20 protein-coding genes and 1 tRNA gene are annotated in these 22,392 nt (G+C 47.2%); 5 read left to right on the top strand and 16 right to left on the bottom strand.

The window, feature by feature from the left end; all coding sequences use genetic code 11:
- Window positions 1–205 precede the first annotated feature (205 nt).
- The gene (locus tag JWH17_RS14560) at window positions 206–3,850 is read left to right on the top strand and encodes a DUF3683 domain-containing protein (RefSeq protein ID WP_205223360.1); all 3,645 of its coding nucleotides are present in this window, start codon (window positions 206–208) and stop codon (window positions 3,848–3,850) included.
- Between the two features lie 66 nt (window positions 3,851–3,916).
- Here the strand turns inward: JWH17_RS14560 and JWH17_RS14555 are convergent, their stop codons facing one another.
- Both JWH17_RS14555 and JWH17_RS14550 read right to left on the bottom strand, forming a co-directional pair.
- Window positions 3,917–5,107, bottom strand: a complete 1,191-nt coding sequence (locus tag JWH17_RS14555; protein ID WP_205223359.1) for a hypothetical protein — start codon at window positions 5,105–5,107, stop codon at window positions 3,917–3,919.
- A gap of 284 nt (window positions 5,108–5,391) precedes the next feature.
- The gene (locus tag JWH17_RS14550; protein ID WP_205223358.1) at window positions 5,392–5,550 is read right to left on the bottom strand and encodes a hypothetical protein; all 159 of its coding nucleotides are present in this window, start codon (window positions 5,548–5,550) and stop codon (window positions 5,392–5,394) included.
- Here JWH17_RS14550 and JWH17_RS14545 point away from each other — a divergent pair, their 5' ends adjacent.
- Both JWH17_RS14545 and JWH17_RS24130 read left to right on the top strand, forming a co-directional pair.
- On the top strand, window positions 5,551–5,865 hold the full coding sequence (locus JWH17_RS14545) for a hypothetical protein (protein ID WP_205223357.1): 315 nt from the start codon (window positions 5,551–5,553) through the stop codon (window positions 5,863–5,865).
- A gap of 15 nt (window positions 5,866–5,880) precedes the next feature.
- The gene (locus JWH17_RS24130) at window positions 5,881–6,006 is read left to right on the top strand and encodes a hypothetical protein (RefSeq protein ID WP_269755864.1); all 126 of its coding nucleotides are present in this window, start codon (window positions 5,881–5,883) and stop codon (window positions 6,004–6,006) included.
- Here the strand turns inward: JWH17_RS24130 and JWH17_RS14540 are convergent.
- The 4 genes from JWH17_RS14540 to JWH17_RS14525 form a co-directional block, all read right to left on the bottom strand.
- Entirely contained in the window at window positions 5,997–6,242 is a 246-nt protein-coding gene (locus tag JWH17_RS14540; RefSeq protein WP_205223356.1) for a hypothetical protein, read from the bottom strand. The two genes, JWH17_RS24130 and JWH17_RS14540, sit on opposite strands and share 10 nt — an antisense overlap.
- 121 nt (window positions 6,243–6,363) lie before the next feature.
- Entirely contained in the window at window positions 6,364–7,248 is an 885-nt protein-coding gene (locus tag JWH17_RS14535) for an NAD(P)-dependent oxidoreductase (RefSeq protein ID WP_205223355.1), read from the bottom strand.
- A 171-nt stretch (window positions 7,249–7,419) separates the two neighbouring features.
- Complete coding sequence (locus JWH17_RS14530; RefSeq protein WP_205223354.1) at window positions 7,420–8,634, bottom strand: MFS transporter; 1,215 nt, start codon at window positions 8,632–8,634, stop codon at window positions 7,420–7,422.
- Window positions 8,635–8,662: 28 nt separating this feature from the next.
- Entirely contained in the window at window positions 8,663–9,505 is an 843-nt protein-coding gene (locus JWH17_RS14525) for a M48 family metalloprotease (protein ID WP_205223353.1), read from the bottom strand.
- Window positions 9,506–9,685: 180 nt separating this feature from the next.
- Here JWH17_RS14525 and JWH17_RS14520 point away from each other — a divergent pair, with 180 nt between their 5' ends.
- Window positions 9,686–11,641, top strand: a complete 1,956-nt coding sequence (locus JWH17_RS14520) for an alkaline phosphatase D family protein (protein ID WP_205223352.1) — start codon at window positions 9,686–9,688, stop codon at window positions 11,639–11,641.
- Between the two features lie 210 nt (window positions 11,642–11,851).
- Here the strand turns inward: JWH17_RS14520 and JWH17_RS14515 are convergent, their stop codons facing one another.
- The 4 genes from JWH17_RS14515 to JWH17_RS14500 form a co-directional block, all read right to left on the bottom strand.
- Window positions 11,852–12,004: a hypothetical protein gene (locus tag JWH17_RS14515; protein WP_205223351.1), complete on the bottom strand. Its 153-nt coding sequence runs from the start codon at window positions 12,002–12,004 to the stop codon at window positions 11,852–11,854.
- A gap of 331 nt (window positions 12,005–12,335) precedes the next feature.
- A complete protein-coding gene (locus JWH17_RS14510) occupies window positions 12,336–12,995 on the bottom strand; it encodes a transposase (RefSeq protein ID WP_205223350.1) in 660 nt (219 codons plus the stop codon).
- Between the two features lie 672 nt (window positions 12,996–13,667).
- Window positions 13,668–15,161 carry an FG-GAP repeat domain-containing protein gene (locus JWH17_RS14505; protein ID WP_205223349.1) on the bottom strand — a complete coding sequence of 498 codons (1,494 nt, stop codon included), beginning with the start codon at window positions 15,159–15,161 and terminating at the stop codon, window positions 13,668–13,670.
- Window positions 15,162–15,926: 765 nt separating this feature from the next.
- Complete coding sequence (locus JWH17_RS14500) at window positions 15,927–16,454, bottom strand: transposase (RefSeq protein ID WP_205223348.1); 528 nt, start codon at window positions 16,452–16,454, stop codon at window positions 15,927–15,929.
- Window positions 16,455–16,817: 363 nt separating this feature from the next.
- Between JWH17_RS14500 and JWH17_RS14495 the strand changes: the two genes are divergently transcribed.
- Window positions 16,818–17,936: a Fic family protein gene (locus JWH17_RS14495; protein ID WP_205223347.1), complete on the top strand. Its 1,119-nt coding sequence runs from the start codon at window positions 16,818–16,820 to the stop codon at window positions 17,934–17,936.
- Between the two features lie 139 nt (window positions 17,937–18,075).
- On the opposite strand, the gene JWH17_RS14490 is transcribed toward JWH17_RS14495, so the two are convergent.
- The 6 genes from JWH17_RS14490 to JWH17_RS14465 form a co-directional block, all read right to left on the bottom strand.
- A tRNA-Leu gene (locus JWH17_RS14490) sits at window positions 18,076–18,161 on the bottom strand.
- 38 nt (window positions 18,162–18,199) lie between these two features.
- The gene (gene secG, locus JWH17_RS14485; protein WP_205223346.1) at window positions 18,200–18,556 is read right to left on the bottom strand and encodes a preprotein translocase subunit SecG; all 357 of its coding nucleotides are present in this window, start codon (window positions 18,554–18,556) and stop codon (window positions 18,200–18,202) included.
- On the bottom strand, window positions 18,553–19,308 hold the full coding sequence (tpiA, locus tag JWH17_RS14480) for a triose-phosphate isomerase (protein WP_205223345.1): 756 nt from the start codon (window positions 19,306–19,308) through the stop codon (window positions 18,553–18,555). Before tpiA ends, secG begins: the two co-directional genes overlap by 4 nt.
- Before the next feature lie 47 nt (window positions 19,309–19,355).
- Window positions 19,356–20,534: a phosphoglycerate kinase gene (locus tag JWH17_RS14475; protein ID WP_205223344.1), complete on the bottom strand. Its 1,179-nt coding sequence runs from the start codon at window positions 20,532–20,534 to the stop codon at window positions 19,356–19,358.
- Complete coding sequence (gene rimI / locus JWH17_RS14470) at window positions 20,531–20,974, bottom strand: ribosomal protein S18-alanine N-acetyltransferase (RefSeq protein WP_205223343.1); 444 nt, start codon at window positions 20,972–20,974, stop codon at window positions 20,531–20,533. Before rimI ends, JWH17_RS14475 begins: the two co-directional genes overlap by 4 nt.
- 11 nt (window positions 20,975–20,985) lie before the next feature.
- A complete protein-coding gene (locus tag JWH17_RS14465; protein WP_205223342.1) occupies window positions 20,986–22,206 on the bottom strand; it encodes a type I glyceraldehyde-3-phosphate dehydrogenase in 1,221 nt (406 codons plus the stop codon).
- Window positions 22,207–22,392: the final 186 nt, after the last annotated feature.

Raw genomic sequence — 22,392 nt, 5'->3', positions numbered from 1 at the left:
GAACTCTGGCCTCTACATATGGATTTATCTGAAACAATTGCATCGAAGACACAATACTATTGCAGGTCTGTTGTATAGAACACCTCTTCACGAAGTAATCCTACCAACGAGTTCCCGTAGTATCTTTTGATCGCACAAACAATATGTTAGCAACTGCATCTCTGGTTGCCCGATGATATATAAATTCGATAACTGAACGAGTACAATGAACACAAACACCTATCGCGAGATTCCTTATAATTTCACCTCAGCAGATGACAGGCTGATTATCAAACACCTCTTTGGCCAAAACGTCTGGTCAGACCTGGAGGAGCTTCGCAGCCAACGGGTAACAGGCCGCTCAGCGCGTCTGGTCATGCGATTCATGGGAGATCTGTTCATTTTACGTCGTAACCCCTTTCTCTACCAGGAACTGATCGATTCCCGCAGCCGACGACTTCATTTTTTCAAAACCGCTGAAAAAGACCTTTCCATCATCAAAAACACTGCACAGCGAGTCGGAGTTGACTATAGCCGAAGCAACAAGGTCGTCAATCTGGTTAATCAATGTCTTGAAAGGCTGAAAAAGCTCAACAAAGAGATCAGCGGTGCAAAAGCCAGCCGTGAAAAAATCCAAAAAAAACTAGGTGCGATCATTGGCCGGGACAATGTCTGTTTTGACCCCTTTTCCCTGATGAGCCATGCCACAGATGCGACGGATTGGCGTCTGTATCTGCCGCTTGCGGTTCTTCGCCCTGATGCCGAAGAGCAGGTAGCACCCCTTTTAAAAACCATCGAAGACATGGGACTGCACGTTATCCCCAGAGGTGGCGGTACAGGGCTGACCGGCGGCAGTGTACCGGTGGGCGACAACTGCGTGATCATCAATACGGAAAAACTCAACCATATATCTACCATAACCTACCGCAGCATTGCAGACGACAGTCATGAAAAGGTACCTGTTATGCATCTTGAGGCAGGTGTGATCACCCAGGATGCCATGGCCTTTGCAGACAAAGAAGGGCTCGTTTTTGCTACTGATCCTACCAGTGCATGGGCTTCAACCATTGGCGGCAATATCTCTGAAAATGCAGGGGGAAAGACAGCGGTTCTATGGGGAACCGCCATTGATAACATCCTCTCCTATAATATCGCCATGCCGGGGGGAGAGTTGTTTACAGTACGGCGGATCAATCATCCTCTGCGTAAAATCCTGCCTGATGACACAGTCGTGTTCGACATCCACAACAGCAGGGGCCAGCAGGTTAAACGCATTGAGCTCGGTGGTGACGATATTCGTAAAAAAGGATTATGGAAGGATATTACCAACAAGGCGCTCAAAGGCTTACCAGGAGTACAAAAAGAGGGTACCGACGGGGTGATTACGTCAGCAGAATTTATCCTCTACAAGGCCTACGAAAAGAAAATGACCTTTTGCCTGGAATTCTTTGGCAAGGATATGGACGAGGCAAGCCGGGTTATTGTTGAAATTTCTGAGGAACTGACCAACCAGGGACAGGAAGCGCTCATGGCTCTGGAGCATTTTGACGACGAGTATATCAAGGCTATTAATTACAAGTTCAAAGCTGCTCGAAGTGAAAGCCCGAAAGCTGTACTGCTCATTGATATGGTTGCCCACACCGATGAACAGCTTGAAAACGGTCGTTCACGTCTGGTTAAACTGCTAGAGCCTTTCGTCAACACAGAAATATTTATTGCCAAAAATGCCGATGAGGCCGCCCGATTCTGGCGAGATCGCAAACAGCTCGGCGCAATCGCCGCCCGTACCAACGCCTTTAAGCTCAATGAAGATATAGTCCTTCCACTGCCGGCCCTGGCTGAATTTGCCCGCTATGTTGATGCGTACAACATAGAGGAAGACATTTACAACAAACAGCACTTTATTCATGAAACCCTTGCCTACCTTGAAACAGCAGACCCTATAGAGGATCCTGACTGGCTTGTGGCCAAGATGCCTAAGGCCGAGGAGCTGTGTCATCAGACCCTGGCAAAACTTGAGCAGCGTACTGAAGAATCAATCCGCAACCACGCTTACATCAACCAGCTCAAGGCAGACTTGCTTGAACTGTTCCGTGGATACAGCAGGGTTAGCTCCAACATTGAAAAAATTTATAAAAATGTTCGGACAAAACGAATAGTCATCGCCACCCATATGCATGCCGGTGACGGCAACGTTCACGTCAATATACCGGTTTTTTCCAATGACCGCTTCATGATGAAACGCGCAGAAAAAACCGCTGAAGATATCATGGCCAAAGCCATGGAGCTCGACGGAGTCGTAAGCGGTGAACATGGTATCGGTATTACGAAAATGAAATTTCTCGATGATCAACGAGTAGAAGCCCTGAACCAATACAGGCAGGAAGTTGATCCCAAAGGAGTGATGAATCCTGGTAAGCTCAATGATCGGCAAATCATTGAAAAGGTCTTTACTCCATCGTTTAACCTGCTCGAACTTGAGGCGCGAATTCTGCAGCATGGGTCTCTGGAAACACTGGCATCCAAAATTTCCCGCTGTATCCGCTGCGGTAAATGTAAGGCAGATTGCTGTGTCTTTTTTCCCGGTACCAACCTTTATTTCCACCCGCGCAATAAAAACCTGGTCATTGGTGCCCTGATTGAAGCCCTGCTCTATGACATGCAGCGCTCGCGTTTTCCTCGCTTTAATCAACTCAAATACCTGGAAGAGATTGCAGACCACTGCACCATGTGCAGGAAATGTCTTGCACCCTGCCCAGTTGACATCGACACGGCTGAGGTTTCTATTTTAGAAAGGGAAATTTTGGGAAGCCTTGGCTATAAACACTCTCCACCGCAAACCAGGATGTCACTGTATTACCTGAAAAATAGAAATAAACTGTTTAATGCTGCCTTCCGCAAAACGGTTGTTCAATGGGGTGCTGCGGTTCAGCGCCAGGCTGTAACACTCATGAAAAAAGCCCCTGAATCCATTACAACCAAAAACTGGAAACCGCTGCAGCTGTTGCAGTCGCAGATGGCACCCGCTTCAAAAAAGACCCTGCACGATATCCTGCCGACCTGCACTAACAGTGAGACGCTCCTTATCCATCCGCCTGCGGCGAAAAGCGATAAAACTGTGTTTTATTTCCCAGGCTGTGGTTCTGAACGCCTCTATGCGGAAATTTCCATGGCCTCGGTCTATATTCTGCTCAAAAATAATATCAGGATCGTACTTCCTCCGCCTTTCCTCTGCTGCGGATTCCCGGCAAAAGTAAACGCAAAGAAAAAGATGCATGGTGAAATCAGCCTGCGTGACACTATTATTCTCAGCCAGATTAGAGACATGCTGGGTTACATCGTTTTTGATGCGTTTGTGGTCAGTTGCGGAACCTGTAGGGAAGCCTTAAACGAGATGGGGGTTGAGGATATTTTTGACTGTAAAATTAACGACATTTCCCGATTTGTGCTCGAAAAGGGAAATGCAGAAATCCCAACCAATGGTGCAGGCAGTTTCTTTTACCATACTCCGTGTCATGACTCCATGGAAGGAAGAGGAGTGGTAGCTATCCAGACTGCACTTGGCAGCCAGGTAACAGCAGTACCAAATTGTTGTTCCGAAGCCGGTACCATGGCTCTTTCCAGGCCTGACATTTCCAATGCGATGCTGCTCCGTAAACGGCAGGCTATCGAACATGCCCTGGAGAAGGAACAACCCACTGAAATCCTGACCAACTGCCCCTCGTGTATCTCCGGGTTAAGCAGAAATACCGCATCACTCAATCTGCAGCCCATACATTTCGCAGAAAAGCTGGCAAAGACAATTGGCGGCAGCTCCTGGCAAAAAGAGCTGCAGACCCTATTGGGTAATACGGAAATCGTTACCTTTTAGTAACGATGAAGCCGATCTCCGGAGAAACCATACTCCGGAGATTGTACCCATATTACTCGGCGCCGGCTATGATGGGGCGGGAGGTACAAAACGCCCATGGGGCCATGTCGGTGTCGCAACGGCAGCGCCAAGATTATACTTAATCAGCCTGTTACGCAACTCAAGCAATTGATTCACCAACGCTGCTTCAACTTGCGCATAGGCGGCCTCGTCAGCTATGCGCTTCACCACAATACCAAGTAATTCAGTGATTGCATTGCCCACCGAATTTTGACTGATGGTGACAAGCAACCGTCCTTTATCATCCCGATAGATAAGCTGCTTATACGCAGGCTGCCAACGAATCTCATTGGCAAAGGCCGGATCTTCCAAAACCTGTAAACGCAGCATCCTGGCAGCCTGATGAAACTGATCACTGAAAAGCAAAATGTTGTCGATTTGTTTCGGAAAAGTGGCAGTGGCAGGTATTCTTGTATCTTCTGCAGCGACCAGCGCAAAAAAAACTCGATAAAAATCAAGGAATCCCTTGAGCACCATATCGTATTCGTGCCAAAATTTGCCCCTGCCAAGTGATGCAGCGCCGCCGACAACCTCCCAGCTTGGTAATCCCTGTGGGTAGCCGGTTATGCGCAACTTCCCCTCTTCCGGGGGGATGGGCCGCAATACTTCCAAGTCCAGCTCTGCAAAAAAGCGAAGATACACCTCACTAAGATATTGCAAAAACAATCCATTTTGGCCGCTGTCGGTCAAATTCGGGTTATCAGGTGCGGCATGGGGTGCGTTGGCCAGCATGGCATTTTCAAACACCATAAAATGGTTATGAATCATCCGCACACTAGGCACTCCTGGTTTATTCAACGGCCAGGTTGCATCCAAACTGGCCTCACCGCAAAACACGAGGTGCTCTGTTGGGTCAGGATACTTTTCCAACATATATTGGAAAACCACCTTGGTCATTCGGCTGAAAACAATATTTTCCTCCCGTGTAAGCTGATCGCGTCGGACCGGTCTACCCATGGGGTCGAGAACTTTTTGGGAAGTATCGAAAATAATGGAAGTATCAAAAAGATTGGAATGCCCGATGGCCTTACGATAGAGGAGAAAACCCTCTGGATTGCGCAGCAGTCCATTTTCCCTTGCTAAGTGACGCAGATTACAAGGACTGTTAAAAAATTCCGTTGGCGCAACATCTTTTGGGATATCCAACGGGATTCTACGATGGGGGACAATAAGTTCGCGGGGTGCACCTGTCGTCATATTCTCCTCACACGCTGTGTTTATGAAAAAGAGGCTGCAATGAGCACTGCTGGAAAATCGAAAAAAAGGAGATCTTAAAAAAGAGTACAAAACAGCCTGATGGGCGTCAATAGCTTTGCCAGCCTTCCTCGGATAATACCGTTTTCCCTGCTTTTTCTCATTATTTTCTTCAATCCTGCCCAGGATCGATTACAATTGGCAGTTCAACTCGTTACAGGAACTGCCAAGAAGAATACTTCAGGCAACAATATTTAGAGTAAAGGACAGGGATTCTTCAAAGCATATTATCTGCTCTGCCCGACCACATATTGGCACCATCCTGCCCCGATCAATACACTTGCCCTTTTTTTGGCTGCAAGCCTTCTTTTTTCATACCCCTCTCCGCTCTCCATGCGGCGCAGTGTACCGGCACCACCCATGGAACGCCTTTTCGGGGTAAACAAATGACAACATTTATCCCGGAGGAAGATATCTTTTATGCTTTCTCCTGCCATAACATGCAAAAAAAGGAATACGGCCTGGTCATTGACTGGATTGATCCTACAGGTACCCTCCGCGGACAAACAACTGACCAAATCATCGTTTCTGAAAATACTACACAAATTGACAAAATCTATGCAGTAAAGTTACCGAAAAAAGGGCGCGTTTCCAGGATGCTCACCGGCTCACGCTATGGCGACGAGCTCTTCGGTACCTGGACCTATCGTGTCCACCTCAACGGTACCTTGCTCAATAAAGGGCATTTTTCCATTCACTAAAAAAAAGGGAGAAGAATGAAAAATCTTGCACTCACAGTTTCAGCCATAGCCTTGTTATTACTCAATGGATGCAGTGACAGTAATGTTACCACCGAAGACATCATTCAAAATTGCGATATTATTTCAGGTACCTACAGCTGACATATAGCGATACCTCCTGTACAAGGAACCATGCGAGCGGAACAATTAACAACTTCATCATCAGTGATGGCTGCAGCTCGGAAATACAAGGTTTTATCCTCAGCGCCAATGGGCGTGTCACCCTGCTCAATGATAACAGTGGTGATTCCTTTAGCGTACGTGCTGACACTCCTCCCGGATCGACCTGTGGTGGCCTGACAGGCACCTGCAACAAAACCGGGACTAACGCCTATCACTGCACCTATACCTGAGACCAGGGAGGAGGAGGCTCAATAGATGTCAGGCGCTAGTAACAGCTAAATGATTTACAATGGTCGTTTGTGCTCAAAATCTGCACAAACGACCGTCTACCACACCTTATTTGGAGGAGTACAGTTTATAAAGAGCCTGGGTACCGTAGTCCTCACCACCAGCCTCGGCCAGTTTGACGTAGAGGCTTTTGGCAAGCTTCAAACCGGGAACATCGAGGCCCATGCTGTCGGCAGCCTCTATGGCGATAGCCATGTCCTTTATAAAATGCTTCACGTAAAAACCGGGGGCAAAATCCCCGGCTATGATCCGCGGTACAAGATTGGATAGGGACCAGCTCCCAGCAGCACCGCTTTCTATACTCTTGAGGACATTTTTTGGGTCAAGACCGGCTTTCTCTGCGTAAGCAAAGGCTTCACACACACCCATCATACCAGCGGCAATGGCTATCTGGTTGCACATTTTCGTGTGTTGTCCACTTCCAGCGCTTCCTTGGAGTACAATATTGGTTCCCATCAGCTGAAAGAGCGGCAAAACGGTATCAAACGTTTCCTGGTCACCGCCCACCATGATCGAAAGGCGCGCATCACGTGCCCCAATGTCTCCCCCTGAAACAGGAGCATCAAGCGCATGCACCTTCCTGGAAGTTGCTGCTTCAAATATTTTCATGGCCAGATCAGGGCGTGAGGTGGACATATCGACCACATATGTCCCAGGCTTCATATTCATCAGTAGCCCCTGTTCCCCGAAATACACGGCTTCTACATCCGGTGGAAAACCAAGCATGGTAAAAACAACATCGCATTTTTCAGCCAATGCCTTTACAGACTCTGCCCAAACAGCTCCAGCTGCGACCAAATCATCTGCACTTTTTTTAGTGCGGGTATAGATGTGGAGCGGATACCCGGTACCAAGTAGGTGCCCGGCCATACTCTTACCCATCACTCCGATGCCAACAAAACCTATGGTCGTCTTTTCCTTGCTCAATTTCATATGTTGCTCCAGATAATTGGACTATAAACGCTTTCCTAAACTCACCACATCATCACATTGATAACCAAGTATTCTATAAAAATCCAGCACCTTGATATTGCTACTTCTCACCTGTACAGTCACCTCAGAGTTATCTTGGCGTTGATATGAGCGAATAACGATGACTCACCCTTATGCCCTGCTGGTCCTTCCCGGTCCAGCCGGAAGAGTTGCCAGAAAAAGCCTGGATAATGGGACAAGAAAAACAACAAACATAAACGCTAACAAAGCAAAAGTAGGACGCAACCCGTAATTGTCTGCAGCCAGACCGACCAGTGGCCCCGTGAGCACAAACAAAAAACGGAAAACCAGACTATGCAGAGAAAGGATACTGGCACGGTTTCGGCGACTGCCGGCATGTTGCAGATGATTACGCATTATTGGGCCCTGCAATCCGCGCATGGCTGTCAGCACGTAGTAAAAAAGAAAACTCCACACCCCTGTCAGCATACTGAGTCCGCCATACCCGACTAAAACCAGCAACACAAAAAGAGCGATCAGCCACCTGTCCCCCAGCACAAAGCGCAAGCGATGACTGATAAGGGAACAGCAGGCCACTGTCATGTTGGCACCAGCCCATGCAGGTCCGAACCAAGCTACAGGTACCCCGCTCTCCTGCATATAGGGTTGGATAAGCCAAACTGTATAAAAAGAAGCAAGCCCCAGCACAGCACCGAAAATGATGGTTGCCCGCACATGGCGGTTTTCCCGCAGCGCGTATCGACAGGTTTTGAGCGCCTCTGCAAGATGGGAATGGATGTGCGTTTCTCCTTCCACAGCAGGCTCTTTCATGCTCAAGCACAGCAGGAGTGCAACAAACCACACAGCTATTTGGCCGACAAAAGGGAAAAGCGGCCAGGCTGCATACATCACTCCGGCAAAGAGCGCTCCCGCAGCCTCACCGGTCTGAGCAAAGCCAGTCATACGTCCATCAAACCGGGCATAGCCGTCTTCCTGTTGCTGACTACGCAGGGTCTCAAACAGTAAGGCACTGTCTGATCCGCTGATGAATGCCCAGGCACATCCCAAAATAATTTCGGCCAACAGGACTTGCACAAAGGTATCGGCAAAAAGATAGTACGTCCACCCAATGATGGCCAGCATCGAAGCCAGTATCAATGCGACCCGGTACCCTAAACGATCACTGATATACCCGGAAGGATACTCAAACAGGACACTGGTCCCGGAAAATATTGCCTGCAACAATAAAATGTCAGCCAGAGAAAGACCAATCTGATCCTTCCAGAATAGTGTAATAATCGCCATGGGAAAAAGGGTCATCTTGAGAAAAGAAAAACAATACAACTTGCTGACATTTCCTTTCACCGACCTATTCTGTACGTTCATTTGCCTCGAATCTTTTTTGGAGGGTGAATCAAAGCAAAGAGAGGAGCCACTTAATGACAAGCCCAACAGAACGAAGCAGCAGGATAACCACACGCTTTGCATAGCCAAACACGGTACGCGTCACAGAATCATGTTCTTTGTCTTCTTTCCCATATTTGAGCAAGGCGTCAATCCTAGCTTCCGGTGCGGGATGACTGGAAAAAAAGGTATGCCGGCCGGGTAATGCTGCCAACTTTTGAAGGGCCGAAACAGCTGCGCCCGTATCATACCCCTTATCAGTAAGCAGCTTCACGCCGTACCGGTCGGCCTCACGTTCCTCGTGCTGGGAATATTGGGCTGAGGTGAGCTGTTCAACCAAACCACCTACCATTGACCCGGCAAGCTGACCGATCTCATTCTGTTGGGACGCCAGTCCCTTTCTCAGGGCACTTGCCGCATAGGCAAGCACCATTTTTTCCCTGGAGTGCTTTTTGATTACATGCCCCATCTCATGGCCGATCACAAACAAAAGTTCCTGATCATTCATCAGCTCCATTAAGCCGCTGTATATTCTTATACTTCCGTCTGCCATGGCAAAGGCATTGATATCCTTGGCCAGATAGACTTTAACATTGAAGTCTGTTTGATCAGTCGCAGAGATTCCCTTGAGTAACCGCCTTATGCGTTGATCATAGTCACTCTGTTGCGGGGCAATCTGGTGTTTACTGTCTGCCGTATATGCGGCCTGACGAGCAAGGCTGTTTACCTGCTTATCGGATAAAGTGATTGCAGTCACTGCATCTGTCACTGCTCCGGTCACCATAAACAGGTTGGTATCCTCGCATGCACAGAGCGACAGGCTTAAAAGTATGGGTAACAAATATCGAATCATTTTTGTCTTTGGCTGGTTTATTGATCACTTGTGGAAACAGGCTGCGGCCACTTTACTACAGCTCTTGTATCTTGCAACCAGCAGCAATTGCTTTCTACATGGAAGGGGAAACTAACGCTCTTAAGGATGCCTGAAAAGAGCCCGAAGTAAATTGACACCAACAAATGGTTTGGCTAGGGTATGCGCAGAGTACACTACCCTTCTAAACGACATCACAATCAGCCTCTTTATCCCATGCAGCAACATGCAGACTTACCGCCCATTATTGCAGGCCCTATTCTTCGTCGAGTAACCCGTGATCAACTTGTCCTGTGGGTTGCAACCAGCAGCGAGTTGTCCATGTCGTTATGTCTCTATCGCCATACAGATCAGCACTGCTTTTTCAAGGGCGATATTGGAGATTTTTCACCACCTCCAGTTCGGATTGGTGAACATGCCTATATTTATCTGATTGATTTCAAGCCCCAAGACCCTTTCCCAGCTGAAGAGCTTCTGCAGTATGACCTGCTTTTCCACAATGGACAGGAAGAGTCCAGCTTGGTGGACTGCATGTCACATATTGTCTACGAGGGACAATCAAGGCCACTCTTTGTGGTGAAGCCGGTGCTGGACCATATACTCCATGGATCATGCCGCAAGCCGCACGACCCTTCAAAGGACGCTTTGCTCCGTATTGACAACGAACTGGCAACAACCGTTACCAAGCCGGAAAAGCGCCCGGCACTCCTGATGATGACCGGGGACCAGATCTATGCCGATGACGTCGGTGGTCCAATGCTGGTTGCCATTCACCAGGCTGCCGCCAAATTGGGTTTGTTCAAGGAACACTTGACCGGTGCAGTTGTCGCAGACAGTGACCAATTATTAGCCAGCAAGTTCTGCTACTACAAGCGGGAGGAACTCCTGCCCCACAACAAAGAAACCAAAAATTTACGGGATCGTTTTTTCGGAGGAGTTCGAAAACCGATCTTTACCACCGCATCGGCACACAACCACCTGGTCACCTTGGCTGAGCTAGCAGCAATGTACCTGCTTATATGGTCGCCTGCTCTCTGGAAATATGTAGACTTGGATTCCGGAGACATACCTGAGGGAAACCGGGAACAATATAAGACAGAAAGCAAGGATGTTGGTGCCTTTGCAGAGGGTCTTGGCAATGTTCAACGACTCCTGGCGCACATGCCCACGTATATGATCTTTGATGATCATGATGTCACCGACGACTGGAATTTGAGCCGCGGGTGGGAAGAGGTTGCCTATGAGCACCCTTTTTCAAGGCGTATTATAGGTAACGCCCTTATTGCCTATTTTCTCTTCCAGGGGTGGGGAAACAATCCTCAACAATTTGAAGGAGTTTTCCTTGAGCATGTTCATGATTGTTTTCATGAGCCAGGCGGTGAAAAACAGGATGCACTGATTAATTACCTGCTCAAATTTGAAGCTTGGAATTACAGTCTGCCGACCAAGCCGAAAATGGTTGTTCTCGACACCCGTACCAATCGGTGGTGGTCCGAATCCAGTCTGACAAAACCTTCTGGTTTGATGGAATGGGAAGACCTGTCTGAACTACAGCAGGAATTAATGCACCAACCTTCCGTGCTGCTGATTTCACCAGCCCCTATTTTCGGAGTCAAATTGATTGAGGTGGTACAGCGAATCATTACCTATTGTGGACATCCCCTGGTGGTTGATGCAGAAAACTGGATGGCCCACCCTGGATCAGCCAACGTTATCCTCAATATTTTCAGGCACCGCCACACCCCCAAAAACTTCGTCATCTTATCTGGTGATGTTCATTACTCCTTTGCCTACGACGTCAAACTGAGATATCGCCGTAACAGCCCCAACATTTGGCAAATTACCTGTAGCGGCTTTAAAAATGAATTCCCCCATCGCCTGCTACGATGGTTTGATAGAGCCAATCGCTGGCTGTATGCCAGCCGATCGCCCCTTAACTGGTTTACCAGGCGGCGTAAGATGCGCATTAAAGCGCGAAGGCCAGACAACCATGACGCCCGCCAACTGGTGAACGAAAGCAGTGTAGGCAGAGTTCGGTTAAATGAGCAAGGGGAACCAACAGAAATCAGTGTCCTGCCTGGACGTGGTGGGGAAGTAAAATTTTATGCGCAGCAATAATGGCATCTACTTACTGTAATGGGCTGCCGGCAAATACATTGGAAAATATCGAGTTCATATTCAGGTTAGACCTGGATCTTCTCATTGAACACAGCCGCAGGCGTAACTGTGCTACGTTGAGGAATTTATGATTGAAGATCAGCTAAAGATAACCTGAGGATACGAAGCGGGCTCTTCAAGGTATTTCAGGACAAATTCTAAGGTTGCATCTTACTCTTTAACTTTCAAAACCTTGGCCGCAAAAGAGATGAACCAGCCTTGGATGACGAGTGATGCTATCACCACGACAAACACTTCGTTGAAAAACTCCACCGTAACCGGGCCGGGGCTGATAACCGGAATAATGGCTAGAAAAAGGGGCACAGCCCCGCGCAGACCAACCCAGCCAAAAAAAGTTGTTCCCTCAAGGAAAATTTCAACGGAGCCAAACTGACCATTGCAGCCAGCGGGCGAGCAACAAACATTAACACAGCAGCTATCATTAAAGCCTGCGGTGCAGCCTTAACTAATGCCTGACCGAAAAGCCCTTTTCATCCTACGATCAGAGCATTTTAAGTTCATTTGTTATTCATCTGGCTGGTCTTGATTACTCTTAACCTCTAAAGAGTACACCACCGTGCGCTAACCACATGTTTTTGTCGATTTTAGACGGATTTCACCACGCTTGCATTGCTGCGAGGGGTAGCGTAAAATGTTACGCTGCTTTTTTTAATACTTTTTCCTTCCGCTCCAACAATGCGAGTTCTTTCTGGCGGAGCTTTACTCCAAGCTGCTGGATGTTACGTGCCAGTACAGCAAGAGCGACATAGCGTTTGAAACCGTAAATGCCGTGATCAGGACACCGATCAAAACCATGGACTTCCAAAGCGTTGATAGCTGACTCAACAGCGTAATGCCGATATCTAGCCCTAATAAAGCTTGGTGAATGTTCCCTTTCTTTATCCATTAATGAAAGCTTGCTTTTCTTGGGCAGGATCACATGGTCGAGGTGTTTTTGTAAATCTTGTTGATTTGCAGACGAATGGAACCCTTTGTCAAAACTGCAGGCGGTGAGACTTGAAAATTTCTTTCGACTCTCTTCAACCATGGGGATGGCAACCTGATCATCAGTCTCATGTTCCATCACACGATAATGGAGGATAAAGCCGTACTGATCCTGAATTACACACACTTTCAGGCCAAGCTCAACAGGGACACCAGCTTTCCCTTTACTGATCCACTCGGTATGTTCTTCAAAAATCGAGAACACTTTCTCTGCATGTGCGATAAAGTTTTCAATCGCAAAAACAAGGGCAATAGCAACCGGTTTACCACTGTTTTCCTGTTTGATTGACAAACGTGCTCTATCAAGCAAAATATTCGCCGCATCAATATATTTCTGGTGCGCCGCTTTGATGAGTTCTTCCCGTTTTTCTTTCTTAGCCTGGTCTTTGGACGTAGAACGTTTAAGCTGTTGCGCGGTACGAAACAGTCGTTTAATAGCTTTTATGTTATGGTTACTTTGCCGCCATCCGCAGAGTCTCTACAGAGTGCAGAGCGTCGCTACCAAAGTAATCACTTTCCGCATGGCATCAACGAGTACATTGCCTAAAAATATAAAATTATTCAATATTTATTCGCTTTCGCATGGGAACTTCAGTTTGGATGTTACCTACAGCTATTTTTGGCCTCCTCCCGGCTACAGGTGGTCGACCTATCGCTGCAAGACGAAAGAAAGCTATGACCCGATTGTGGATTTCGATACACCACACCTGTCTTTGAGAAATAATAAACGGAATCCTCAGACAAACTATGGACAGTATGTTTGTGACATAATCCCTACAGCAGAGATCAAGTTGACCTGAGATGTTATCCAAAGGGTATTTGACCAGCAGCGAATTATATCATCAGGAAGTATCTCAGAGACGGAGAATCCGTATATCAAATAAGGAGCTTGGGCGACACCGAAAAGCTAACAAAGAGTTCTGACTCCTTTTCGCAACCTTAGGTCTATCCTAGCTGTCCGGCTTATCTTTGGAAAATAACTCTACCGAGGACTGTACAGCGGACAGGAGAGCTTTTTCAACATTCTGTAGTCTTGATCTTGCCACTTCCGTGGAGCTGGGGTTTTGCCTGAATTATAGAAAATAGTGATCCGGTTTCCACCCCAGGTGAAGAGCTCTTCTCTGCCATCATTAAATAGGTCAACAACCAACACAGCAGCTTCGTATGGGTTGAAATTCGCTTGGTTGCTTTGTCCAACCCATGCTTGAGGATCTTCCATCATTCCACCACCAAATATTGGAGTGAGCGGCCTGTCATTAAGGGGAGAAACCACCCTAAGCCGTGGCCTCACTGCCTGAGAGCTAACAACGCTCATATGTCGTTCAACATAGAGTATTTCAGTACCTGTGGTATCGTCCCACTCAATTGCTTGAACATATTCACCATCTCCGTCCCAGCCCGGATGGACTCTCCAGCCCTGCCTCAAAAGCTTTCCTTGGGAATTGATGATCCAGTGATTATAGCCATCACTATTTCTCACTACGGTTTCAAGCCCCCTTGCCTGGGGAAAAAAGTCACCTACCGCATGCTGGTGAGGATGGCGGTTGGCATGAGGGGAATGGGCGGCCCAGATTTCATTTTGAGCAGAATCGTACCCATAGGCGATAATCGAAGGGTGGCCACTGGGCGGACCGTAGAGACTGTACACTGCCTCAAGTCCTGTGGTTGTCGGGTCGATATCCCGGACCGTAAAGGCGTGAATACCTCGATTCCCCGTCCTACTGTTGGCATCGGCCAACCAGATAAAGCCACCCCCCTGGTCTAAGGCAAGAGTACCATGGAAAATTTCATCGCCTCCCACACCGTCGAGATTTGCTGTCTGCGGAGGTGGATACATAAACATACCTTGGCCGTGCACCGCTTTTCTCTGGTACCATTCTACTGTGGGACTGTCGGCTCGCATATCAATGGAGATGACCGAAACAGTCGGGTCACAGGAGGCGCTGGCAGCAACGATGCGGGTCGCTGCCCCATTCCGGTCATCAGCCCTGCGTGCTAATACTACGTACATCCACTGCTCATCCCCAGGTAAATCAACCCTATATTTAAGCCCCCCTGTCCTCCCGTCGCGGATAAAGAGTGTTCTCCAGTCAGAGCCGATATGCAAAAACTCAGCCTTACCGTCACCGTCGGCATCCCCAATATAACCATAGGTGGTATAGTTCCAAAAAGAGTGTTTGGGATAATCCCAGTTGGTATCTGCCTTGATATCCCAGAAGGTATTTCCGCAGACATCGTAGGCTGCAATCCTATTTCTCGAAGAGATCACATAATCTGGCCAGCCATCATTATCAAGATCACCTATTGCCGGTCTTCCGTTGAAATTAATTTTGAAGGCATGGGCCTGCACCTCTCCAGTGGGGCCCTCAAATGCACCGACTAAACATTCCGGCATATTCGACTGAGTCTGGGCAACCGCTCCATTGCAGGCCGCAAAGAGAGCGATGCTGCAGACAAAGAGAATAATTTGGTTCAAAGATTTCGTCATGGCAATGGAAAAAACAGGTGGCTGGTATTGTCCTCTTTGAGCAGCTGGAGAGAGAACGGAATAAAAGGGTCAGAATTATTTATCGAACATTTGCGGCACGCATGGAAGCATATATAATAGACATCGACTATTACGAATACTTCTCCCAAACAAACCTCATCATATCGTCCAACGCGGTCACAATCAACAGAGCGTTTTTGTTTGAAACGACGACGACAACTATTATCGGGACAATCTCATCCATTTCAGCAAAGAATTTTGTGCAGGATTTACGCCTACTGCCTGATGACCAATCACATGCACCTTGTTATTGATCCTAAGTCGCTTTTAAGGTCCATGAACGGATCGACGGGAGGCAGACGCGGTACGCGAATAAACTTGAATGGTGATCCGGCAGCCTCTGGGAAGGCCGTTTTAAATCCAGCATCATCTTAACAGCAGAATACCTGCCGGCGTGTTGCCGTTATATTGAATTGAATCCTCTACGTGTCGGTATGGTCCCAGACCTGCGATACGATAGGTGGTCGAGCTATCGCTGCAAGGCTGAAGGAAGAAATGATCAGATTATGGATTTCAATACATCATACCTGTCTTTGGGAAAAAATAAACAAGATCGTCAGATAACCTATGGGCAGTATATTTGTGACACAATTCCTGAATCAGAGATGGTTTTGCTCAAAAGCTGCTTTTAGCAAGTAAAGATCTCTGGCCATTTCTTTGATCCGCCCCGAATCTTATCTTTATCCTTTTCGGTTAGATCAAAACTGTCCTGGAGGTAATCATAAGAGAGTTCAGCCTGAACATTCTCAGTCCAGGCTTATGCTTCCGTAATGCCCGGAGAAAAACTCTAATAGTCTCTTTAAACAAGCCGTAGCGGGACAAGATGGAAAGCCAGCCAAGCATAAAAAAAGAATCCACACGCTGACTTTTCTTAGAAACATTACATTCTTCGATGAAGCTTTTGGTCAAGCCGGCAAATATTTGATATGCGAAATCATTTTTTAATTTCCGATAGAATTTAAATAGGGTGGTATGATCTACAAATGCTTTGCCAAACTCAGTAAATGTGGCATTGATCCAATCGAGTCGGCGCATGAACATAAACTCTACCTGACGCCAATTGAGTTGCTCCAGAGCCATAAATACCAGCAGAGATATTTTAAGTTTAATTGAAACATTTGGAGCCCCTCCTTCTTCTGTATAAAGATGTTTAAATTGTTCCTCGTCAATGAGAGGCCATATTTTATCTTTGCAGACAAATGACCAATCAGCTTCCGGCAAGATATTGGCTATCAGGAAAGTGGGTTCTGTGAGAGGTTATTGGCTACTTGTGGCTCTATACATGCTATTTTTATTCGATCGGCATTTAATCTCAATATATCAAGTACATGCTTAACATGAACCCTAGTGCCAAGCCAAGACGTCTTGCTGTAAAATTAACACTATTACAGTTAGTTGCGACATGCTAACAGAAGGGGTTGGTAAATCAACAGATTCATATATGACATAAATTACTCTCTTTGTGTGGTATGGAATTAGCCTTATTTCCGCTTCTTAATATATTAAGGCATCGAGCTGTATGCCACATTCGATGAAAGAAATGATTATCTTTAAGAATCGTGTCATTTATGATACGATTAGCTTATGGAAATACATCAATGGATATGGCAACATCGGGACTGGCCCGACTTTTCGTTCAATGCAGCCCCGCTTCTTACATATATTGCAACAGCTTCCCAACTGATTGGTGAACTTGCAGCAATCAGTCGATCAATAAGTGATCAAGAGAGGATGGGTGTTCTGGAGCGAGTTTTGTCTGATGATGCCATTGAAACAGCAGCCATAGAAGGGGAAATCCTGCGTCGAAGCTCTGTGCGAAGTTCAATTCGCAAACGAATTGGGTTACCCGTTGAACAGAAAGACTGGGATGATCTGGCAGATGGGCTGGTTGCCATGTTGTTTGATGCAAGGGATCAAGATCCTAAACCACTTACAACCGAGAGATTGTTTGGTTGGCATGCAGCGCTTTTTCCCACAGGTTATTCAGGCCTTAAAAAAATCCGTGTAGCCAAATACAGAGGCGCTGAAGAAATGCAAATCGTTTCTGGACCAATTGGCAGAGAAACGATTCATTATATCGCCCCACCGCAAAGTCAAATTCAAGCTGAAATGGATGTGTTCCTCAACTGGGTGAATACCAACGATGATCACAATCCATTACTCAAAGCAGGAATTGCTCACTTGTGGTTCATCTTGATCCATCCCTTTGATGATGGGAACGGTCGAGTGGGAAGAGCCATTACAGACTACATAATGTCTAAGAATTATCCAACGCTTATGCAAGTTATCTCATTTTCAAAGCACTTCAGCTTGGATAGAAAAGGATATTTCGCGGTCTTGGAAAAAGCCGGCAAACAAGATTGCAATATTACGGCCTGGCTCAAGTGGTTTTTACAAACCACAATTGCGGCCTTGCGGGAAGCTCAATGGATAGTTGATGGGGTTATTACAAAAACAAAATTTTGGCAGTTGCATCAAGACACGCCTTTGAACAGGAGGCAGACAAAGGTTATTAACCGGCTACTCGATGCTGGAGATACATTGGAAGGAGCCATGACAACCAGGAAATATGCAGGAATGACCAATTGCAGCAAGGTTACTGCAAGTCGCGACCTCTCTGATCTTCTGGATAAAAAGATTTTACAAAAAACTGCTGCTGGCGGCAGAAGTACAAGTTACGAAATATGTCTTCCAGGCCCTTGATCTCTGGCAGGAGAGGTTTTGGTGTGCAGATTGGAGACTCTCTACAGGTTGAGCAGGAGCAAGGCGAAAAACGCATATTACCGCAGATCCCAAAAGAAAAAGCCTTGTAATCAATTAAGATCACAAGGCTTTTTATAAATGGTGCCGAAGGCGAGAATCGAACTCGCACGACCGTGGGCCACTACCCCCTCAAGATAGCGTGTCTACCAGTTCCACCACTTCGGCACACAAATTTTTATTCTATTTTTTTCCTGCTGCATCCGTTATTCTGCCGGAGCTGCTGTCTCACCGGTTTCAGCCTTAGGCATTGGGATAGTCACCTGCTCTGTTGAAAGCGGCTCAGCTTTTTCCTGTACCGGCGCTGCAATATTTTTCATGACTGAGCTGGTACTTTTGTCCACAGATATATACGCTAAAGAAACCGAAGTTGCCATAAAAATAATAGCAGCAAGCGTGGTAATTTTATTCAACATCGGCACAGGTCCCTCCGTTCCAAAAAGAGACTGGCTTGAACCACCGAAAGTTGCCCCAATATCTGCACCCTTACCGTGTTGCAACAACACGATTGCGATCAGAAAGAAACAAACTACAACATGTACTATAATTAATATCGTTGTCATATAAAATTAATAATTCGAGCAAAAGACTCGAATTTAAGCGCTGCCCCCCCAACCAACGCCCCATCAATATCGGGCTGCGCCATCAGGGAATCAACATTATCGGGCTTGACTGAGCCACCATACAGTATTCTTATTTTCTGGGCAATATCTTTTCTGTATTTTTCTTCTAAAAATTGGCGCAGGTAGGCATGTACCTCCTGGGCCTGCTCTTTGCTCGCAGTTTTTCCGGTGCCAATCGCCCAAACGGGTTCGTAGGCAACCACAATATCGCCAACCATTTCCGAGGTACAACCCTCCAGGCCTTCTGCAAGCTGTGACTCAAGCACCTTGAAGGTCATATCTGCTTCGCGTTGTCCCAGGGTTTCACCAATGCAGAGGATCGGAACAATACCATTTGCAAGGGCACCTTTGACTCGAAGATTCACCATTTTATCCGACTCTTGGAAAATCTGCCTTCTTTCCGAATGGCCAATGATCGCCATCGGTACCCCAAGATCGACAAGCATTGTTGGCGATATTTCCCCTGTGAACGCCCCTTCTTTTTCCCAAGCCACATTCTGAGAGGCAATAAACGTAGATGTTTTCCCCACTGCCTTACTCACAGCATCAAGAGCTGTAAATGGCGGAGCAATCACGACATCCCGATCATTGCACCCAGCAGCAACTTCTGCAACTTTCTCTGCGAGCTCAACAGCCTGAGCGACAGACAGATGCATTTTCCAATTTCCAGCAATTAAAGGTCTTCTCGGCATAATAGTCTCCTTTTACGACAGGAAAGTTAAGCAATCAGTCTCAAGGGTTAATCAGACAGCCCAACAACACCGGGAAGCTGCTTGCCTTCCATTAACATGAGAAAAGCACCTCCACCGGTTGACATATACGATATGTTGGCCGCTTCTCCGGACTTTTTAATGGCAGCATTCGAATCTCCTCCTCCTGTTACACTCAATGCATGGGAAGTAGCCACGCAATGGGCAATTGCCATGGTTCCACGGGAGAAGGCATCCATTTCAAATGCGCCCATCGGTCCATTCCACACTATGGTTTTGGCATCTGCAAGCGCCTCTTCAAAACAAAGAACTGATGCCGGCCCTATGTCCAAGGCCATCCATGCCTCTGGAATATCCTGTATGGTTACATGCTTGCTCACCGCATCCGGAGCAAAGGTTTCTGCCGCCACCACATCCACAGGCAAATAGACCTTTACCCCTTTAGCCTTTGCCTTTGCTAATAGGGTGTTGGCTGTTTCCAGCAAGTCGTCTTCCACCTTTGAAGCACCAACATCGTACCCCTGGCCTTTGAGAAATGTATTGGCCATGGCCCCCCCGAGTATCAACCGATCTACCCGATCCAGCATATTTTCCAGGGCTTCTAATTTACCAGATACTTTTGCACCACCGACAATGGCAACGAACGGACGTTGTGGTTCTGCACAGGAACGGCGGAAATAATCAAGCTCCTTTTGCAAAAGCAACCCTGGTGCCTTAATGGCGACACACCCTGCAACACCGACCACTGAAGCGTGGGCACGATGCGATACGGCAAAGGCATCGTTGACGTACACATCTGCCAATCGGGATAATTGCTCGGAGAACTGTGGATCATTTTCCACTTCCTGCTGATGGAACCGAACATTTTCAAGCATTATAATATCGCCCGGTTCCATTGCCGATACAAGCGCTTCCACTTCCGGCCCGATACAATCCGGAGCCAGCTTTACCTGCTCAGCAAGTAAGCCTGCCAGATACTCCGCTACCGGAGCGAGGGAGTACGTTGCAACTTTTTGTCCCTTGGGCCGCCCCAGATGCGTACAGAGAATGATTTTAGCCTTTTTCTCCAACAGATAGGTGATGGTCGGGAGCGCCATTTGAATACGAAGATCATCGGTTACTTCACCGGCATCGCTCATTGGTACATTAAAATCTACCCGTACCAACACCCTTTTCCCTGTAACATCAATTTCGCGAAGTGTTTTCACAGTCCCCCTCCCGGCTCCTTGATTACTTTTGTTATCATCAGCACAGCAGCTTCCGCAGGATTTCTATAATACTTTGGCCGCACCCCCCGGCGAAGGAATCCCTTGCCCTGATAGAATTGCTGCGCAGACTCATTGGAAGCACGAACTTCCAGCCAGCATTGTTCAACGTTCTCTTTTGCAAGAAGCATCAGGCCTTTATCAACCAGTGCGCCGCCAATACCGATTTTCCGTTTTCCGGGTGCGACCCCAATGCGCAGCAGTTCAGATTCGGGACCACACCATCGAAAAAAGACATAGCCGCAGACCTTGCCTTCTGCTTCTGCGACCAACTGCACACCCTCAGCATATTCACATTCTGAACGAATCTGCTTTTCACTCCAGAAGGTTTCCATAACCTCCTGTTCAATCAAATGTACAGCTGCAAGGTCTTTCGGCTGCATCTTGCGGACGATCACACCATTTTTTCTGCAACCGATACTGTCAAATCGCCCAGCATATTGGTATAACTTCCCAGCTCATTATCATACCATCCATAAATGACTGACTGAGTGACCGGCACCTGCAGTACAGGAGGCACGTCCTCTTGATCAAAGCTGACTCCTTTCACATGCTTCAAGTTAACATTGATAGAGGCTGTTCGGGTGTGGATCTCGGTTGACTCAATCACTGCAGCTGCCTTTGGAATGCCGACGATATCCGAAGATACATTTTGTTCGGTGGAGTGAACAAGATATGGGGTATTAGCTGCGTATTCGCTGTAAATGGAATTAATCAAACCGCGCTTAATCGGATTTTCCAGCTCGTCTTGAAAATTGAGTACCAGCACGATCAGTGACCCTGTGGAGGTTGGGATCCTGACGGATTCGGCAATAAAGCCAATGTTTTTCATTTCAGGAATAACCAGCCCCAGTGCTTTTGCTGCCCCGGTGGTGGTCAAAATAATATTATTGAATATTGACCTGTCCTTACGCAGGTCGGTCGCTCCGGCGGCCGGCATACGATCCAGCACCTGTTGGCTTCCTGTAGCAGCATGCACTGTTACCATAGAAGCAGACAACATTCTGTCTGCTCCGAAATGGTCCAGCAAAGGTTTCATCATATAGGAAAGGCAGGTTGTGGTACATGAAGCGGCAGACACCACGTTATGTTTTGCAGGATCATAGTCGTCATCATTAATTCCCATGACCGTTGTGATGGCATCCTCAGGCATATCCAACCCTTTTGCCTGAATTTTGAAAGGTGCGGAAAGCATGACTTTTTCAGCACCAGCCTGCAGGTGGCCGCGTATTGCGCCCCTACCCTCATTCGCGTCGGCTGTAGGATCTTTAAAGACACCGGTTGTATCAACTACTAGCCGAACCTGATTACCCTTCCAGTCAATATCTTTCGGATTGCGCGCCTCACGAAGGATCGTGACCGGTACACCGTTTACGGTCATTGTTCCTGTTGCATCGTCAAGGTTCTCAATAACTCGTCCGCCTTTATGACCGTGGAGATACATGCTCAAGCGACCGTAACTTGAATCTTTTTCAATGGCTGAGGCAATATCTTCCAGCCCTGAACCAACGTTTCGGCCGAGATTGACAACAATTTCAGAAAAATGCCGGCGTGAGACATGGTGCCATAATGATAGTTTTCCGATTCTGCCAAGGCCATTGAGTCCGAGCTTCATAGGTATGCTCTCCTATACGGTTGCGATTAAGTCGTTTATAAAACGGTACCCAGGACAGGGTGATACCGCTTTTGTTAGTAACAATACATTTATCCTGAAAGAGTATAGTCGAAAAACAGTGCCACCGAAAGTGGTAATATGACAAAAAATTCAGCCTTTCAATACCATATCAAGGATGGTTATCTT

The organism is Desulfogranum marinum (assembly GCF_016918565.1).
Lineage (GTDB): Bacteria > Desulfobacterota > Desulfobulbia > Desulfobulbales > Desulfobulbaceae > Desulfogranum > Desulfogranum marinum.
This window is presented reverse-complemented; position numbering and strand designations above follow the sequence as displayed.

Coding starts and splice junctions, on each gene's coding strand:
- JWH17_RS14560 (WP_205223360.1), top strand. CDS start 206: ATGAACACAAACACCTATCGCGAGATTCCTTATAATTTCACCTCAGCA.
- JWH17_RS14555 (WP_205223359.1), bottom strand. CDS start 5,107: ATGACGACAGGTGCACCCCGCGAACTTATTGTCCCCCATCGTAGAATC.
- JWH17_RS14545 (WP_205223357.1), top strand. CDS start 5,551: ATGACAACATTTATCCCGGAGGAAGATATCTTTTATGCTTTCTCCTGC.
- JWH17_RS24130 (WP_269755864.1), top strand. CDS start 5,881: ATGAAAAATCTTGCACTCACAGTTTCAGCCATAGCCTTGTTATTACTC.
- JWH17_RS14535 (WP_205223355.1), bottom strand. CDS start 7,248: ATGAAATTGAGCAAGGAAAAGACGACCATAGGTTTTGTTGGCATCGGA.
- JWH17_RS14530 (WP_205223354.1), bottom strand. CDS start 8,634: ATGAACGTACAGAATAGGTCGGTGAAAGGAAATGTCAGCAAGTTGTAT.
- JWH17_RS14525 (WP_205223353.1), bottom strand. CDS start 9,505: ATGATTCGATATTTGTTACCCATACTTTTAAGCCTGTCGCTCTGTGCA.
- JWH17_RS14520 (WP_205223352.1), top strand. CDS start 9,686: ATGCGCAGAGTACACTACCCTTCTAAACGACATCACAATCAGCCTCTT.
- JWH17_RS14495 (WP_205223347.1), top strand. CDS start 16,818: ATGGAAATACATCAATGGATATGGCAACATCGGGACTGGCCCGACTTT.
- secG (WP_205223346.1), bottom strand. CDS start 18,556: ATGACAACGATATTAATTATAGTACATGTTGTAGTTTGTTTCTTTCTG.
- tpiA (WP_205223345.1), bottom strand. CDS start 19,308: ATGCCGAGAAGACCTTTAATTGCTGGAAATTGGAAAATGCATCTGTCT.
- rimI (WP_205223343.1), bottom strand. CDS start 20,974: ATGCAGCCGAAAGACCTTGCAGCTGTACATTTGATTGAACAGGAGGTT.
- JWH17_RS14465 (WP_205223342.1), bottom strand. CDS start 22,206: ATGAAGCTCGGACTCAATGGCCTTGGCAGAATCGGAAAACTATCATTA.